Raw genomic sequence first — 16,923 nt, forward strand, 5'->3', positions numbered from 1 at the left:
CGGTTTTTTAATGTCAGTAATTAGTCTATTATCTTTAAAGGAATAACAAGCTAACGTAAGGAACATCATGAACCATCTCACCGTCGGACAACGCGCGCCTTTAAGCAACCTTGCTATTGACGATACTGCATCAATCACGCTTAAGTTCACTCGCCAAAGCCCAATAGAGATGGACATCAGCTGCTTTGCTTTAGACGCAGCGGGCAAACTGATCAATGATGATTACATGGTGTTTTATAATCAGCCAACCTCACCGTGCGGGCAAATCAAGCTCACTCATTATGAGTCACAGCTAACGGCAAATAAAGGCATCCAAGCCGAGTTTGAGGTTAACTTATCCAAACTGGCTGCGAATATAGACAGCTTGTTTTTTGTGTTGTCAGCTGACACGCCGCTGAATCAAATTCAATCATTAGAGATTGGCATTTTGCAGCAGTCGCAAAAAGCGCAGGCAGCGTATCAAGCAGCAGACTTTGCTCAGCAGCAAGCCAGTATGCTGATGCAGCTGTATCGTAAGGGCGGCGTTTGGCGAGTATCTAACGTCGCGCAAGGCTTTAATGGTGGACTTGCCGCCATCGTGCAGCATTTCGGTGGTGACGTAGAAGAGAGTAGCCCACAGGTACTCGAGCCGACCGCCACGCCAGTGCAAGCAAAACCGTCGTTAGAGAAGGTCATGCTAGATAAAGCACCAAAACTGGTCAATCTAGCCAAAAAAGCCACCATATCACTTGAGAAACGCCAGTTGCAGCAATTGACCGCAAAGGTAGCACTGGTGTTAGATGCATCAGGCTCAATGAACAGACAGTACAAAAAAGGCCGAGTGCAAGAGGTAGTCAATCGCATATTGCCATTGGCAGTGAACTTTGATGACGACCAAGCACTAGACTGCTGGGCGTTTGCCCGAGATCCGCAGTATTTGGGCGAGATTGGACTGAGCAACTATGACGGTTTTATTAACAACGCTCATGGCGGCTGGCGCAAATGGGAGCTGGGCGCACGTACTAATAATGAGGCAGGGGTGATGAAAGCGGTTACTGATTTTTATCAGAATGATGGACTCAACGTTCCCGTTTATATTTTATTCATCAGTGATGGCGGGGTGCGAGATACGCGTGGCATTACTAAAATCATGACTGAAGCGGCGAAGCTTCCTATATTCTGGCAATTCGTTGGTTTGGGTGGTCGCAGTTACGGCATATTAAAAGACTTAGATGATATGACTGGACGACTGCTTGATAATTGCAGCTTTTTTGAATTAGACGATTTGGATGATGTTAGCGAAGAAGCTTTATATGAAAATATGCTAGAAGAGTTTCCAAGCTGGCTCAAAGAAGCTCGTAAGATTGGATTGATAGCAAAGTAAGTAGATGTTAATAGCATCAATTCTTTTTGCGTTGTTTATTTTGCAGCGGATATACTAGCTGCGCCACAAAGCCCTCTGGTATTTTTGTATTGGCTGTCGTACCGTATTTTTTGGGTAAATGGTCTGGCAGATGAGCGGTTTTAAATATCACATCATAAATGGGTAAAAAGGCGGCAAAGTTTTTGTCCCACGCTTCTTTTTCTGAGGAATGATGCCAATGATGAAACTCTGGCGTTGCCAGCAGCCAGCGAAAATACGGAAAACGGAAACGTACATTGGCATGAATAAAAATGGCATGAAAAGAGATAAACACCAAATAAGCATAAGTTGCCGCTGGAGAGAAGCCCATAAACAATAAGGGAATATAACCGACAAAACGATTCACAATCAGCTCAAACACATGCACCCGACTTGCCGCCAGCCAGTCCATATGATGCGAAGAATGATGTACCGCATGTATGCGCCATAGCGACGGGACTTTGTGCATAGTGCGATGAATCCAGTAACTAAAAAAGTCCACTATGATCAAAATCTCTATAAATTGCAGCACTAAAGGCTGACCACTGACCAGCTGATGCCATGAGGGATTGAGCCATTGGTTAAATAAAATCTGCGCTGGAATGATGGTAAAAAAACTCAATAACTGAATACCTAAATGGCTAAACATGAAGTATTTAATGTCCGTTACCCAGCCAGATCGCAATAGCTTTTGTTCTTTATATTTGGCATAAAACCGCTCCATAGGTATAAACACTAATGCGGAAATCACTAGAGTCAAAACAAAATAATCCAAGCCTGCATATAGACTACGCTCATAGTAATTGGGCTCGATCTGTCCTGACGCGAGCAGCGCTGCCAAGGCATTGAGTAACATACCCGCCATGCCCCAGCGCTTAGACGGATTGCGTAGTAGACTAATAACACCCGACACAAAGCCAATAACTACACTGGCAAACAATAGGCCTCGTAAAATATTGGCATCATATAAGGGTCTAAAATCTGGTGTGGTAAGCAGATTGGGGAATAAAAAACACAGAGCGCCAAGCGTGGCAAGTATGCCCAAAGACACCGCAATAAAGGCAGACACTTGCCCTGAGCCTTTTTTTATTTCACGGTCTTCAAAGTGCTTTCGGAGTAGTTTGCTCATAAGTTCAATTCGTTAAGGCAATTTGAGTTTAATTTAGCATTGTTTAGCGCAAATGAGTATATTATTTACTCGACATAGTTGGACAAATACTGTTTATTCGCATAATGTAAGCTAGCTATAGTCAAACCATTACGATGCCACAGCGATGCTAACGAAAGTCCTGCTGCTAATCATAATTTTATGCTTCTTAAAACCCTACTGCTGGATAGCGATTTATGACTGATTTGACAACCTACTCTATAGGCAGTCGTGCAACCGTTTTGGCCTCTTTACCCTTGAGTATTTTACTGGCATTAGCTATCAATGGCTGTTCTTCAGAATCTGTTGATGATAACAGGGACTCGGTAGATACCAATAATACGAGTAGCCACCAGCCCAAAGCAAATAAAAGCTCTGCTAACTCTGCTTTAGAGCAAATTACAGCGCTGCCCTTTACTAAAAAGACGTCACAAAACGGTCAACAAAGGCCGTTATCAGCATTTCCAGTTAAGACCAATAATAAACAGCTTCAAGAGCTGCTATCGCGGGATTATATGAAGCGGGCAGGATTTTATCAGCTCCCTGATAAGGATGATATGCAAGTCTTTGTCATATTTCATGCTTATGAAAGTGAGTCCCTTGAGCTTGAAGATACCTCTGGCTTAACCATTGATCAACTTGAAGACCAATACAGCTATCTTGTGACTATTAAAAAAACGCGTACGCCAAATGCTAATGATACGGTTCATATATTTGAGCTGGCTGAAAACGACTTTGTAATAGCAAAAGACTATCAACAGATCATTAACACTTATTATGATTTTAACCGCCAACCCATTCATTATCAGTTAACTGATGATGGTTCAGTGCGAGCAGACCGAAGCATCACCAATGTCACTACACTACCCTTTAGTAGTTATGATGTAGATGACGCCGTGCAGCTCGATACCAATCTAGTCACTAGCGAGTTTACAATGGATGATCAAGTGCATGCCAAGCAAGTGACTAATAAGCTTAAGCCTGTGCTGGGTGGCTCCTCTGACCGAGGGTTTTTTAAACTGCCCAGCATTGGTGATATTGAAGTATTTTTGGCATACGGGTTATTCGAGGATAGCGGTGCGGACTATATTACTGACGATAATCCTGAAGGTATGTTTGTTGATCCCGAATATTATCTCATTACTGTCAAAGACGACAATATTGCTATTACCCATTTAGGTAGCACGTTCACTATTGAAGAGGATTACCAAGAAATATCAGTAGTTGATAAGTATTTCCAAATCACGGTCACAGGAAAGATTGTCCCTGTTGATGAACGTCCTAAACCAACCCCACCAAAGGCTAGGATCACCCAAGCAAACTATAAGCATTTTTTTCCCAGTCCTTTATTTGCCAGTTTTCATTTCGATGTCAATAATGATGGCAAGCGCGACTTACTAGTGGCTAAAAATAACTCTAATGGCGATAGCCAGCAAGATGATGAGTTATACGTTTATTTAGCAAAAGGTAAATATTATGAGTTAGATTTGTCTTCGATTACCTTTGCTGATGCACCTTCTACCCTTTTTTCTACCATTACTCCTAGACATAATAATAAGGGATTTATTGTAAGTACATACTGGGCAAATAGTGAAAAAGACTATATCAAAGAGTATCTATTTGAACAGGTTGGTACTGAATGGTGGGTGACCCATGGCGTTTTAAAAAGCACCGTAGATACGGGGGAGGCATATTATTGTCAAAGTAGAACGCAATATAATGCCACGACGGATTTTGCTCGATTTGATTTAGATAAAGAAGTCGACGATGACTACAAATTGCAAAATTGTCCCATACCGCCTACCCGCTATAAGGTAGTCAGTGATAAAGCAGAAATTTTGAATGAAAATTTTATGCCCAATAAACCAGCAAGCTATTTTATAAAAGGCGACATCATCCAACAACCCAATATTTTTTATGGACAAAATCAGGATTGGGTTAAAGTAAGCTATAAAGGTGGCTCAAAGTCAGGGTGGGTGCGTAAGCGTGATTTGATGGGTATGAAATAGGATCTTTTTACCCTTAGCGCATAAAACAAAAGCACCTAAAACAAAAACAGCTAAAATGAAGTTTTTAGCTTGCCTGTTATACTATGAAATGCAGAAGGGAAGACTCATAGTCAAAGGAGAGACGCCATGCACACCACTAAAATGCTTACCTTAAGCCTCTTGATAGCAAGTCTAATGGCTTGCGTCTCGCAGCCTACCAATGAAGACACCTTAACAGATGCCGATCTTATTCAAGCAGCCAAGCAAAAAGAATCAGCACCAACCGAAGGCGCGCAGCAGTGGGTGATTGGCTATCATCATGGTACCGCAGTCGTCAAATCCTTCCAGTGCGCAGACCTCTGTCCGCAGAATACTTTGCGAGTGATATATTATGATGTGCCTGATGTAGAGAGCTGCGCTCGCATTGGCGGTGTCAGTAAACAGATTTTAGTTCCGATAGCGATTACTGTCGCCCCAAGACCATTTTGTTTTCCTAAGGCGATTGCGGACAACTGGGAAGGCTATCTTAAATAAGCCGATATTGAGTAAGATGCCATCGAATAAAGCTCAAATTTAGCAGTTAGCTTTTTATACTAATAATTAAGAGTATCAGACAAACGATTAACCAAACACCGTATTCTGTTTGCCAGTGATTGTCGTTGCTACAGTCAAGTTTTTCTTTAGACATTTTGTTACAAATCAAAGCGATAAGGCTGATAATATAAACCTAAGCGCATTAATTCATGTGGACGTTTGCACTATACAAACACAACGTTTTATGTCGGACTTTAGTAGTACAGCCGCTGTTTTTAAATCATATTTTCATAGATTTAGGGATAATTACTATGATAAATATATATGTAGTCTTTTGGGTCGCCCTGACGTTTTTTACTTTCCTTTTGACCGTCAGTAATATCAGAGGTCATAACTCAATCATTACTAGAGGTGCTCTGCCCAGAGCGCTCAGTAGCGAAAGGCTCGATATTGAGAGCAGCTTTTATAGAGCCGATGCCACATTGCACGACATGATATTCTTTCATGCCTCTGCATCAGGCGTGGCCATCGTGCTATTGGTACTAATTATCAAAGGTGAGGTTTTATTCCCCGGCACCGTGGTGTTTTTTGGCGTCCTGTCCTCCGTGGCAATATTTGCTATTAGTATGGTGCTACTATTATTAGCGTTCTATTTTTATACCATCTCGATTTTGAAGCTTGGCGATACCCTCACTAAAACGCAGATCGATGGCAAGCCGCTCAAGACCATGTACGCAATTATGGGCGTCTTTGGCTATTTTCTAGTATTTTCAGTACTGGCATTGATATTAGTTTAGAACTTATTTGTCAAAAAATCCTTATAAGAAAACCGCTCACAGTATCGATTGTGAGCGGTTTTCTTATTAATACAGTGTATCTCATAATATTCTGGCTATTATTCAGCATATAAGGGAGCAAGCACCCCTTTATAAGTAAAACGTTCGTTCACAGACATTTTAAACAGCTGTCCTGTAAATGGCGTAGACTTTACCCAAACACTAACCAATTATACTTATCGATAGCAAAAGCATCGTAAAAATAGCCTTGTGCAGATTTATAAGATATTGCATGCTTATCCACCTATATGGGTAGTTATCTGATAGCTGCTTGACCTCTATTGCCACTATCGCCAAGTGATACCTTTTTATGAGCGACAACAAAAAAGCGTTTTATTATCGACCAAAGACCAATCAATCCAACAGCCCTACAGTGCGCTGGACGTTTGTAACGCTTGGCTGGATATTTTTTATTTTGGGCATTATTGGCGTGTTATTGCCCGTAATGCCGACCGCGCCTTTTATACTACTGGCGGCGGGTTGCTGGGCACGTAGCTCGCGGCGCTTTCATTTTTGGCTGATCAATCATAAATATTTTGGGAAGTTCGTCCGTGATTGGGAAGATCGCCATGCCGTACCGCTGTATGCCAAGTGTCTGGCGACAATTATGATGGCGTTATCGACAGCAATGTTATTTTATCGTTTACCCAGCGACATGATGTGGGTTGCATGGCTGGTAGCCACGGTGTGTAGTGGGGTTGCGGTCTATTTGTTCCGTTTGCCAAACGCCTAAAAAGCCATAAAATTAAGGCTAAAAATAGAAAAAAACGACCTTTAGTTACACGAAATGTCAGATAAGGCTTGCGCTACTAGAATGTACCCCTTATAATACGCCCAAGCTTAAGAGCAGTTCTGCACCAAATCATTACCTCGTAGTATTAGTTATAATCCTTCGTTTTAATATTTATCGTTCAGTAGCTATTTGCAAGCGTTACCGGTCACTAGGCCATTAATAAATTAAAAAGTAGGATTATCAATATGTCAGATACTCAAAAAGGTACAGTTAAGTGGTTCAACGAAGCTAAAGGCTTTGGTTTTATCGCTCCAGAAACTGGCGCAGACGTTTTTGCTCATTACAGCGAAATCACTGGTTCAGGTTTTAAAACTTTGGCTGAAGGCCAAGAAGTTGAGTTCACTGTAACTCAAGGTCAAAAAGGCCCACAAGCCCATAACATCGTTGCTATCTAATTTGTCTTTATAGACAACTAGAGCAAGATGAAAAAAAAGCGAACCTTCGGGTTCGTTTTTTTTCGTCTATTGTTTATGTTTATCGCCTATGACTTATGATAAATGCTTTGATAATAAGACATTAAGCAAGGTTTTAGAGTAAAAATGCCTACGATTGTGATGATAGTCGTAGGCATTTTTGGTTTTGGTGTTTAGTCAGTAACTGTTTTAGAGTGAAGCAATCCCTATATTAATAAGTCCGCCGCCAAGAATAAGCCAAGCAAACATAATGGCACCCAAGATAAGAGGTTTTACGCCAGCTTGCTTGATAGCGCCTAGATGGGTGGTGAGTCCCAATGCAAACATAGCCATGGTCAGCAAGACGTCATCTAGCATAACCATACTACGCTCAAAATTCTGAGTCATTGGCACCCACGTGTGCAATACCACAATAAGAATAAAAATAAAGGCGAACCAAGGTATTTTGACCTGTTTGGCACGCATAAGTAGGGTTTGTTTTTCAGAATTTTTGCCCGCCCCTTTGGTTAAGGCAAAAGATAGTACCAGTAAGAATGGCGCAAGCATCATCACCCGAATCATTTTGGAAACCACCGCAGTATTACCAACGTCAGTACTGATCGCATTACCGGCTACCACGACTTGTGCCACCTCATGAATGGTTGAGCCGGTATAGATACCGTATTGTTGGGCACTCAGCCAAGGTTGTAACCAGCCAAGATGATAGAGGAAAGGGTAGAGCAGCATGGCAATCGTGCCAAAGACTACCACCGTCGCGATAGCAATCGTTACTTTATGGGCTTCAGCTTTGACAACTGGTTCAGCTGCAATCACCGCCGCGGCTCCGCAGATACTAGCACCTGAGCCAATCAATAAAGTGGTTTGCTGATCGATCTTTAACCATTTTGTACCCAGCCAATAAGTGAGCAAAAATGTCGATGTTAGCACCAAGGCATCAGTCATCACCGCTGGCATACCGACACTGGCCACTTGGGTCATCGTCAACTTAAAGCCATAAAACATAATAGCGAGGCGTAGAATTTGCCCTTTGGCAAAGCATACTCCCGCATTCAAGCGCTCAGCTAAATGAGGATAAATGGTATTGCCCAATAGCATACCAAGCAAAATGGCCAATGTTAAGGAAGACAAACCAACGATGCGTCCGTTCGACCACGTCGCCAGACTCGTATTTAACCATAGACAAAATACACTACCGCTCAGCACGACAAACAACCCTGCCAAATGTCGGTTGTTTGGAACATAATGATTCACTGATTGGGCAAAAGCGTGCATAGCGTACGCATCCTATTATTGATAATCAAAATAAGCATAAGCTTATGAGTAGACAGTATAAGCCAAGCTGAATTATAATAAAAACAGATTAATAAGATACAAGCTATCGAAAAAATAGGTTAATAAGTGGTTTTTAATATTAAGTGATTTTTTAAATTTATAGTTTGTATAGGATGTTAGAAAAATTATGAAAAAGTCCATGCAGACGCTACCGAAAATTACCCTCAAGCAATTGGCGGTATTTGTTAGTATTTATCAGACAGGTAGCACCAGCCGTGCCAGTGAAGAGATGCATCTATCACAGTCTGCGGTGAGTAGCGCGTTGACTGAGCTCGAGTCAAGGTTGCAAATGCCCTTGTTTGAACGGGTCGGGCGCAGGCTTAACCAACATCCCAACGCCCATCCCGTGTATGTACAAGCGCAAGCGATCTTGGGGCAATCATTAACGCTAGAGCATTATCATAAATATCAAGCAGGACAGATTCATATTGGTGCGAGTACCACCATCGGCAACTATGTATTGCCGCCGCTACTTGCCAAGTTATATGAGGTGCTACCGGATGCCAATGTCGATGTCTACATTGCTAATACGCAAGAGGTGGTCAGCGAGGTTGAGCAATTAAACATCGATATTGCTGTGGTCGAAGGCATGCCGCGTCCGACTGATATAAAAGTCATCGAGCAGCGAGAGTGGCGCACCGATACCTTGATGGTATTTGCTAAACACCATAGCAAATGGTTGGCAGGATTGGTCAACTATGACAAGAACGAGCATTGTTATTTGTTGACGATCGAGCAATTGGCACAGCTACCTTTATTGGTAAGGGAGGCAGGTTCGGGGACACGGCAGATTATCGATGAGCAGTTACTAAAGCACTTACCCGATCCAAAAGTGGTCATGGCTATTCAACAGTCAGAGGCCATCAAGCGTATGGTTAGTGCCGATATTGGGCTTGGCTGTCTGTCACAACACGTTATCGAGGCAGAGCTAGCAGCAGGGAAGTTGGTACAAGTAAAAATAGCCGGTATCGATTTGTCACGCACATGGTGGCTAGTTTGGCACAAAGCCCGCCATCAAAGCCCGATTTGGCAGACCTTTATTGATATTATTGAATAGGATAATAAGTAAGTTAGGGCTAAAATGAATGAGCTAAAAAAAGCGCCCCGTAGATTGCTCACCGATGCGCTTTTTATCAACTTATACAAACCATTTATCAAAACGATATTTGGGTTCAGGTTAGCTGCGTTTTGATACGGGCTTGTCGAGTCTAACGACTAAACTGTCACAGGGGACGTTTGGCAAAATATTATCTGCTGTGGCACCGCTGAGCCATGCGACGATACCATGACGCTCATGGCGACCGATGACCAAGAGATCAACGTCATGCTTATGGCAATAGTTGACGATACCTTCGCTACTAGAGATGGCGGTGGTTACCTCGGCATTAACTGCAGTTAAGCTATTGCGCTCTAAGAATTGTGCCAATTTGGCTCGTGCCTCTTGGCAGCGCTCATCGTCAATCTGGTCATATAAGCTTGATGCGGGCACCAACTCATAACCAAAACCGACCATGGTGTCTTTGACAATGTGCAGTACAGATAGCTTAGAACCGGGGCGGTTATCGACGATCTGTTTGGCTTTTTGTGCCACTGTGTCGGCATCAGATAACAAGTCGGTGACCAGTAAAATATGTTGGTAACTCATGAGGTGCTCCTCGTAGCAAGTAGTCTTAACTATAGCACTACTGATGGCTGCTGTTAAGTAATGTCGGCGTACTTTTAAACGGTTGCGGTGTCGTGCTTCCTAGTTGTAGTATCAGCACTGTTCTTTCTGCTGTCACTGTCTTGACTTCTCAATCTGCCAACCCCATCTATTAGCGCTAGACCAATTGTTTTCATGACTAGCGTTTGTCACTATAAAAACCAATACATCACACCTTTTGACCATTCTATTTACCCTGAATTGCAGGGCGCTATTTACCTAATAAGCTATAAGGACAACTATGACTGACACGCCATTTACTGTAGATTTAACGCTACATCCAGCGTTTGAGCTGATTGAGCATCGCCACATTGAGGCGCTATCGATGGATGTGCTGATCAGTCAGCATGTTAAGACTGGGGCCATGCATTACCATTTGGCACACCCGAGTGATGAAAATGCCTTTTTGGTCGGCTTTCGTACTCAGCCAATGGATTCAAAAGGTGAGGCGCATATTCTAGAGCACGTGGCTTTATGTGGCTCTGAGAAATTCCCTGTACGTGACCCATTTTTTTCGATGATTAAACGCTCATTAAACACTTTTATGAATGCGATGACTGCTGCCGATTGGACAGCCTATCCGTATGCCACGCAAAATAAAAACGACTACTTTAACTTACTTGCCGTTTATCTTGATGCGTCATTTTTCCCTAATATTCATCCGCTTGATTTTGCCCAAGAAGGTATTCGTGTTGAATTAGATGAAAATGATAAGCCGCAGTTTAAAGGTATCGTTTTTAATGAGATGAAAGGCGCGATGAGCGGCGAGATTGACCAGTTATATCATACGGTCGCCCATCATTTGTTCCCAACGACAACCTATCATTATAATTCGGGCGGCGATCCTGCTGATATTCCTGACTTGACCCATCATGAGCTGGTTGAATTTCATCAAAGCCATTATCACCCATCAAACAGCGTGATTATGAGCTTTGGTAATATTCCGGTCGCTGAGACGCAGGCGAAAATCCATGAAGATGCCTTGATTCAATTTGAAGCCGGCAAAAAACACGTCTCGCGTCCTGAAAAACGCTTGTCTGCACCGATTAGCGCGGTTGATACTTATACTGCTGATGAAGCCGGTCCTGACCAAACCCATCACGTGGTGGCGTGGTTATTACCATCAATTACTGATCCAAAGCAGCGTTTGGCGTTACGTCTATTAGAAGGGGTATTGGTTGAGCATGCTGGTTCGCCATTGCGTGCGTATTTGGACAGCCATCCACTTGGTAAAGCGCCAAGTCCGCTATTGGGACTCGACGACAGTCATTATGAAATGGTCTTTTATACCGGTCTGCGCGGTTCAAACCCTGAGCATGCTGAGGCGGTAGAGCAGGGTATTATTGATTTGCTTAAAGAGGTCGCGAGCAAGCCGATTGATGATGAAACCATTGAAACTATCTTGCACCAAATTGAGATAGATCAGCGCCATATCGGCGGTGATAGCATGCCGTATGGTTTGAATCTTATGTTAGAAGGCTTTAGTACGGCGATTCATGATGGCAACCCTATCGATGTCTGGGAAGTTGATGAGCATTTGCAGTGGCTACGTGAGCAAGTAAAAGATGCACAGTGGTTACCGAATTTAATTAAGCAGCACTTGTTAGATAATCAACATCGTGTCCGCGTCACTTTGACACCTGACAGCGAAAAAACTGCCCGTTTGGCAGCAGCCGAGCAAACCCGTCTTGATACGATTGCGATGGATTTGACCGCTGATGATAAAGCTATCTTAAAACAGCAAGCGCTTGATTTGGCAGCGCGCCAAGCAGCGCCTGATGATTTAAGCTTGTTGCCAAAGGTTGGTTTAGAAGATGTGCCAACGGATATCAGCTTTAAGCAAGGCACGCAAAAACAAGTGAATTTAAGCGGGCAAGAGAGCACCTTATTTGAATATGAAGCGGGTACCAATGGCTTGTATTATTATCAAGTGATTGTGCCGTTGACCGATGCGATTGGTAATCAGGATACCAGCGTGCTACCGGTTAATGAAGTGATTAATCATCCATTGTTGCCTATTTACTTAAGCTTATTATCTGAGCTCGGTACCGATTCGCTAAGCGCTCATGAAATGCAAGCTAAGCAAGCGGCGCATTCATCAGGGGTGACGGCGCGTATCAGTCAGCGTACCAATATCGATGACAGCCAAGCGATTAGCAGCTACTTTGTTGTGGCAACGCGTGCGCTCAATCGTAAACCTGAAGCGATTGATTTGCTCAAAGAAGTCATGGAGCATAGCGTCTTTAGTGAGCATGATCGTATCAAAGAAATCTTGCAGCAGCGTCAAGCAGGTTGGCAATCAAACCTTGCCGGTTCAGGGCATTCGTATGCGATGCAAACTGCCAGTCGCGGCATGAGTCGCCAAGCGCAGTTAGAGTATGTGCGCAGCGGTCTGCCAGCACTAAACGCGCTAAAAGACTTCTTAGCCCATGCCAGTACTGATGATGCACAGTGGGATAAATTGGCAACCAGTTTGATGGATTTACATCAACGTTTAATCAGTTTACCTAAGCACGCCGTTATTATCTGTGAAGCCGAGCAAACCGAACGCTTAAGTAACTTAATCGTTGATAGCTGGAAAGACAGCCAAGCGCCAAAGATTGCGGAAAAAATCACAAACTCTGATGCGGGTATTGAAGACAATATCCCAAGCGAGTTTGCCGAGTTGCAACTTGATGCGGCGTTAAATGGCGAGACAGACGCGGTCAAAGCACTAGAAAGTGGTGTGGCGCTCGATGTTGAAGATTTGGCGTGGCTAGTTCCGACCAACGTCTATCATAATGCTAGCGCATATACCGTGCCAGCAGCCGACCATCCTGATACCGCTGCCTTGATGGTATTAGCGCCTTATCTGCGTAATGGTTACTTGCATAGTGCCATCCGTGAGCGCGGCGGTGCTTATGGTGGCGGTGCAGGCTACGATGCCAATGCTTGCGCCTTTAAGTTCTTTAGCTACCGTGATCCGCAGTGTGCTGAGACCTTTGCGCATTTTGATGCCAGTATCGAATGGTTATTAAATGAGCCGCAAACCGATGAGCAGTTGGAAGAAGCCATCTTAGGCATTATTTCAGGTATGGATAAACCAGGCTCTCCAGCAGGCGAAGCTATCAAAGCTTGTTTTGCTGATTTGCATAATCGCGGTGCAGACTGGCAACGTAAAATGCGTGCAGCCATATTGGCCGTGACAGTTGCTGACATACAACGTGTGGCTAAGCAATACCTGCAAGGGCAAAAGCATGTCCGTGCGGTACTAGCACCTTATGATAAAGAAGAGCAAGTGAAAGCGCTTGGCTTTAAAGTGTGTAAAATTAAAAGCTAGTTTTTGACTTATCGTGAAATCAGTCATAGCAAATTATTGACTGTATAAAAAAACCGCCGCCTTCAATATTTATATTGAAAGCGGCGGTTTTTATTGCCGGTAAGTATTTTTAAGAGCTGTATTAATAACGCTTAATGGCTTGGTCTTTGCCAATCAACTCTTGATGAATGGGAAAGTTCTCATGGTTATCGTATTGCTGACGGTCGGCAAAATAGCTTTTTAAAGTGCGGCGCACGGCTTCAAAGGCAAGCTTATCCCACGGAATATCTTCTTCGGCGAACAAAGCGCAGTCCAGACTTTCAGAGCCAATACCGTAAGCACCGTCTTTTAACTCGGTGATATAGATGCTATAGATTTGCCCGATATCAGGAATATCATATAAACAATATAAGTGCGGATTGGTGACCACCGCTTCTGCCTCTTCAAAGCTCTCACGCGCAGCACCTTCCGCCATTGTTTCACCATTTTCCATAAAGCCTGCGGGCAGCGTCCATAGACCATACTGCGGCTCAATTGCGCGGCGGCATAGCAGCACACGTTGCTTATGCACGACCAATGAGCCACAGATGACTTTTGGGTTTTCGTAGTGAATGTAGCCGCAATTCGGGCAGACCAAACGCGGTATATTATCAGTGGCCGGTATTTTTCGTTCAGCCTCGTGGCCACATTGTAGACAATAGCGCATATAAACTGCCTTGTTATTATGATGAGAAAGGATGGGGGTGTAATGTAATTGCTAGCATTCAGTTCGTTTGTATCGATATCATGGTGGATTGATTATACTCAAGGTTAAGCGTCATTCCACAAGAGTGCTATAAATAATCGTTATTACCTTAAGATAGCACACATTTTCGTGGCACAGAATGATGATAACAGTAACGCATCATTTCACTTGTAGTGACATTGCATAATTCTATTAACCAAACGGCCTCAAGCAATTCTGATGATACAAATAAGCAGTCACATAAATAGCATGCAGTTGACAGGCGATTGCGCTAATCTAGATTCAGAGATTATTTTAGGTTTTTAGTTAGGGCGTGTCCTCAATTCAAGCGATTGTACCTAAATGGGCTAAAAATGGCTAAATTTTGCTAAACATCGTCAAATATAGTCAGTGAGAAGTAATATCGATATCAGCAGTACCGTAGCGATTTTAGGATATGGTGACAAGGCTTTATACCGATAAAAATACAAGGCAATTATAATGGCAACCCCCAAGCAGTCTGCACCTTTTAGTGAATTGTCAGTCGCTGTACCCACTTTTATTCGTCATCCGACGCTGAGACAGTTGGCAGAACGGGTGCAGCATGAAACCTTAAACGCGGTGACCAGTCCAGCGATGTACAACTCTCAAAATACCTCGCGCAGTGCTCGTATCTTAGACAGCCTGTATCAGACACCGATAGCTGATGCCTCAGTCTTGGTTGCTATCACTCATGAGCGTCATCCTAAGCTGCTCTTGACGCGCCGTGCAGCTCATATGAACAGTCACGCTGGCGAAGTATCCTGTGCTGGTGGCAAGTATGAAATAGGCGATGGCAATAACGTCATCACCGCGCTGCGTGAAGCTTGCGAGGAGACGGCGCTACCACCAAACAAAGTCCAGCTGCTCGGTCAACTGCCTATCCAAACTTCCAAAAGTGGTATGAGTGTTCGTCCTATTGTGGCGCTCATTGCGCCGGGTCTGGTATTGGTGCCTGAAATGGGCGAGATATCGCGCATTTTTTGGGCAGATTTTGAAGCGCTGCTCACACAGCCGACAGTAGAGTATGCGATAGAGTATACGATGCAAGAGGAGACTGCGACCATCCTTACGCCCAGCTGGCAAGTGGATGGTGAGACGGTTTGGGGGTTGACAGGACGCGTCATCGCCAGTTTGTTAGAAACGGGGTTTGATCGACAATTGGAATGGTACTACCGTATCCAAAATGAACAAGCGCAAAACGTAAGGCAGTAAGAATGAGCGGCTGATAACTTCTCACCCAAAACCATGAGTAAACCTATCCGTTATAGATTGATTATAATGAGTGTCGAGGCGATTGATAATGCTTTCACCTATTCTAATGACTACTTATAATAGTCATCGTTTTTCTTAAGCCACCAATTCATATTGTCTTGGCGTTTGGCACGGAAGGCTTCTAACTTATGCGCTACGGCTTGATTGTGCTGTCTGGCAGTGTCAAGAGCAAAGAGAATCGGCACCGAAGATAAGACGCCAAAGCGTATCTTTGATTTGGGCAAATCTAAGCCATCACCGATATCATCGCCGACTAGAGTGCGAGTCACGCTGGCATTGACCATCTCGACGAAGCGCCCGCGACGATTGTCTTCACCCATCAGCTGACGAGGCAAATCGTGCAAGGCTTTTGCTAGTGGTTGTCCCATCTTAAAGTCAAGCTGTTGAATGGATAAATAGGTATATAACCACTCCCAGCACGCTGCTTCATCTGTTGGCAAGCGCTCTAAATCCACCCCCATCCAGTAACTCGCAAGATTCCATAAATGTAAAATACCTTCCGCCTCCTCGGGACTGATGCGTGCGCCCAGTAGTCGTAGGCCGCGCATTATCAACAACGAAAACTGCAAATGGGTGGCGATCATATCGGTCTGGTTGATGGGCAGACCCCAATAAATCGTATTCCAGCTGCCATCGGGGTTATGATGCTGATCGGCACTCGGTATGACGCCCTTAGCAGCATTGCCTTTACCTTTTAATAAATTCTGCCGTACCAATGTATGAATTTGCCGCACCTGAATAGATTGCCGCCAGCCTTCAGAGCCAATCGCTAGTACTTGGTCGATAGGCTTGCGGCCGTTAGCTATGTGCGCAGTGACTTGTGGATGTTCAGAGACGGCTAAGATATAAGCATAGGTACGCATCAAACGCGGCAGCGCATCGTGCATCAAAGCGCCGGTCTGAATGAGTGGCAAGGAGAGGGCAGGGATGCTATAGCCTGCCATCAGCGCGACGTTGCGTAATAGCCAAATCAGCATCAATGGATAACGGCGATAGGCGACTGCCCCAATGTGCGCAAGCTTGGGATCGAACCAAGCAGGATGGCCACTGAATTGCTCAGTTAAGGCGTTAAACGCAGGGTTATCTATCAGATTGGTATCAAATTTTGCACTGCGATCATTAATAATGAATTGCTGTAAAGGTTTGGCAAAACGAATGCCATCAGCGGCTAAAGTATCTGCCAACGGATCGCCAATATCGTAGCCTGCCACTATCTCGTCTAATAAATCTTGCGAGATTACAAAGTCCTTTGGTAATAAATAACGCTTGATGCGCTTTAAAACCTGTAAGTCGCTATGATCGTCGATAGCAGTAGTACGACCATGGCGCTGATAAGAAGATGCCGACTGACGATGGGTGTCTGAATTCAAACCATTGTACTTTTTGTCCATATTTGTTTCTACACCCATCCTCTATCGCTTGCGTCTGTTACTTATCGATTCCCTTATTGCCCGTCAATCG

At 43.9% G+C, this 16,923-nt stretch carries 14 protein-coding genes; 9 read left to right on the forward strand and 5 right to left on the reverse strand.

Features of this window, described 5'->3' with window-relative positions; all coding sequences use genetic code 11:
* Nucleotides 1–67: 67 nt before the first annotated feature.
* A complete protein-coding gene (locus tag HQR03_RS00305) occupies nt 68–1,363 on the forward strand; it encodes a VWA domain-containing protein (RefSeq protein WP_173238753.1) in 1,296 nt (431 codons plus the stop codon).
* Between the two features lie 16 nt (nt 1,364–1,379).
* On the opposite strand, the gene HQR03_RS00310 is transcribed toward HQR03_RS00305, so the two are convergent.
* Nucleotides 1,380–2,510: a sterol desaturase family protein gene (locus HQR03_RS00310; protein ID WP_173238754.1), complete on the reverse strand. Its 1,131-nt coding sequence runs from the start codon at nt 2,508–2,510 to the stop codon at nt 1,380–1,382.
* Between the two features lie 215 nt (nt 2,511–2,725).
* Between HQR03_RS00310 and HQR03_RS00315 the strand changes: the two genes are divergently transcribed.
* The 5 genes from HQR03_RS00315 to HQR03_RS00335 all read left to right on the forward strand — a co-directional run bounded on the left by HQR03_RS00315 (nt 2,726) and on the right by HQR03_RS00335 (nt 7,074).
* Complete coding sequence (locus tag HQR03_RS00315; protein ID WP_173238755.1) at nt 2,726–4,537, forward strand: hypothetical protein; 1,812 nt, start codon at nt 2,726–2,728, stop codon at nt 4,535–4,537.
* Between the two features lie 126 nt (nt 4,538–4,663).
* A complete protein-coding gene (locus HQR03_RS00320; protein WP_173238756.1) occupies nt 4,664–5,050 on the forward strand; it encodes a hypothetical protein in 387 nt (128 codons plus the stop codon).
* 311 nt (nt 5,051–5,361) lie between these two features.
* The gene (locus tag HQR03_RS00325; RefSeq protein WP_173238757.1) at nt 5,362–5,847 is read left to right on the forward strand and encodes a hypothetical protein; all 486 of its coding nucleotides are present in this window, start codon (nt 5,362–5,364) and stop codon (nt 5,845–5,847) included.
* 349 nt (nt 5,848–6,196) lie between these two features.
* Entirely contained in the window at nt 6,197–6,619 is a 423-nt protein-coding gene (locus HQR03_RS00330; RefSeq protein ID WP_101212228.1) for a YbaN family protein, read from the forward strand.
* 245 nt (nt 6,620–6,864) lie between these two features.
* On the forward strand, nt 6,865–7,074 hold the full coding sequence (locus tag HQR03_RS00335; RefSeq protein ID WP_010201661.1) for a cold-shock protein: 210 nt from the start codon (nt 6,865–6,867) through the stop codon (nt 7,072–7,074).
* A gap of 207 nt (nt 7,075–7,281) precedes the next feature.
* On the opposite strand, the gene HQR03_RS00340 is transcribed toward HQR03_RS00335, so the two are convergent.
* A complete protein-coding gene (locus HQR03_RS00340) occupies nt 7,282–8,364 on the reverse strand; it encodes a YeiH family protein (RefSeq protein ID WP_173238758.1) in 1,083 nt (360 codons plus the stop codon).
* 187 nt (nt 8,365–8,551) lie between these two features.
* Here HQR03_RS00340 and HQR03_RS00345 point away from each other — a divergent pair, with 187 nt between their 5' ends.
* Nucleotides 8,552–9,481 carry a LysR substrate-binding domain-containing protein gene (locus HQR03_RS00345; protein ID WP_173238759.1) on the forward strand — a complete coding sequence of 310 codons (930 nt, stop codon included), beginning with the start codon at nt 8,552–8,554 and terminating at the stop codon, nt 9,479–9,481.
* 120 nt (nt 9,482–9,601) lie between these two features.
* On the opposite strand, the gene HQR03_RS00350 is transcribed toward HQR03_RS00345, so the two are convergent.
* Nucleotides 9,602–10,069 (reverse strand): universal stress protein, encoded by a 468-nt coding sequence (locus HQR03_RS00350; protein WP_173238760.1) that lies wholly within the window; start codon nt 10,067–10,069, stop codon nt 9,602–9,604.
* Between the two features lie 298 nt (nt 10,070–10,367).
* On the opposite strand from HQR03_RS00350, the gene HQR03_RS00355 reads away from it, so the two are divergent.
* The gene (locus HQR03_RS00355; protein WP_173238761.1) at nt 10,368–13,445 is read left to right on the forward strand and encodes an insulinase family protein; all 3,078 of its coding nucleotides are present in this window, start codon (nt 10,368–10,370) and stop codon (nt 13,443–13,445) included.
* A gap of 121 nt (nt 13,446–13,566) precedes the next feature.
* Here HQR03_RS00355 and HQR03_RS00360 read toward each other — a convergent pair whose 3' ends face one another.
* A complete protein-coding gene (locus HQR03_RS00360; RefSeq protein WP_025652303.1) occupies nt 13,567–14,130 on the reverse strand; it encodes an NUDIX hydrolase in 564 nt (187 codons plus the stop codon).
* A gap of 519 nt (nt 14,131–14,649) precedes the next feature.
* On the opposite strand from HQR03_RS00360, the gene HQR03_RS00365 reads away from it, so the two are divergent.
* A complete protein-coding gene (locus HQR03_RS00365; RefSeq protein ID WP_037025361.1) occupies nt 14,650–15,402 on the forward strand; it encodes an NUDIX hydrolase in 753 nt (250 codons plus the stop codon).
* Nucleotides 15,403–15,512: 110 nt separating this feature from the next.
* Here the strand turns inward: HQR03_RS00365 and HQR03_RS00370 are convergent, their stop codons facing one another.
* Entirely contained in the window at nt 15,513–16,853 is a 1,341-nt protein-coding gene (locus tag HQR03_RS00370; protein ID WP_025652305.1) for an oxygenase MpaB family protein, read from the reverse strand.
* Between the last annotated feature and the right edge of the window lie 70 nt (nt 16,854–16,923).

This window comes from Psychrobacter okhotskensis, from assembly GCF_013248965.1.
Taxonomy (GTDB): domain Bacteria; phylum Pseudomonadota; class Gammaproteobacteria; order Pseudomonadales; family Moraxellaceae; genus Psychrobacter; species Psychrobacter okhotskensis.

Bases quoted from the DNA above. Each gene is read 5' to 3' on its own strand.
- HQR03_RS00360 (WP_025652303.1), bottom strand. From the start codon at position 14,130: ATGCGCTATTGTCTACAATGTGGCCACGAGGCTGAACGAAAAATACCG.
- HQR03_RS00340 (WP_173238758.1), bottom strand. From the start codon at position 8,364: ATGCACGCTTTTGCCCAATCAGTGAATCATTATGTTCCAAACAACCGA.
- HQR03_RS00305 (WP_173238753.1), top strand. From the start codon at position 68: ATGAACCATCTCACCGTCGGACAACGCGCGCCTTTAAGCAACCTTGCT.
- HQR03_RS00320 (WP_173238756.1), top strand. From the start codon at position 4,664: ATGCACACCACTAAAATGCTTACCTTAAGCCTCTTGATAGCAAGTCTA.
- HQR03_RS00335 (WP_010201661.1), top strand. From the start codon at position 6,865: ATGTCAGATACTCAAAAAGGTACAGTTAAGTGGTTCAACGAAGCTAAA.
- HQR03_RS00345 (WP_173238759.1), top strand. From the start codon at position 8,552: ATGAAAAAGTCCATGCAGACGCTACCGAAAATTACCCTCAAGCAATTG.
- HQR03_RS00315 (WP_173238755.1), top strand. From the start codon at position 2,726: ATGACTGATTTGACAACCTACTCTATAGGCAGTCGTGCAACCGTTTTG.
- HQR03_RS00310 (WP_173238754.1), bottom strand. From the start codon at position 2,510: ATGAGCAAACTACTCCGAAAGCACTTTGAAGACCGTGAAATAAAAAAA.
- HQR03_RS00355 (WP_173238761.1), top strand. From the start codon at position 10,368: ATGACTGACACGCCATTTACTGTAGATTTAACGCTACATCCAGCGTTT.
- HQR03_RS00330 (WP_101212228.1), top strand. From the start codon at position 6,197: ATGAGCGACAACAAAAAAGCGTTTTATTATCGACCAAAGACCAATCAA.
- HQR03_RS00365 (WP_037025361.1), top strand. From the start codon at position 14,650: ATGGCAACCCCCAAGCAGTCTGCACCTTTTAGTGAATTGTCAGTCGCT.
- HQR03_RS00325 (WP_173238757.1), top strand. From the start codon at position 5,362: ATGATAAATATATATGTAGTCTTTTGGGTCGCCCTGACGTTTTTTACT.
- HQR03_RS00370 (WP_025652305.1), bottom strand. From the start codon at position 16,853: ATGGACAAAAAGTACAATGGTTTGAATTCAGACACCCATCGTCAGTCG.
- HQR03_RS00350 (WP_173238760.1), bottom strand. From the start codon at position 10,069: ATGAGTTACCAACATATTTTACTGGTCACCGACTTGTTATCTGATGCC.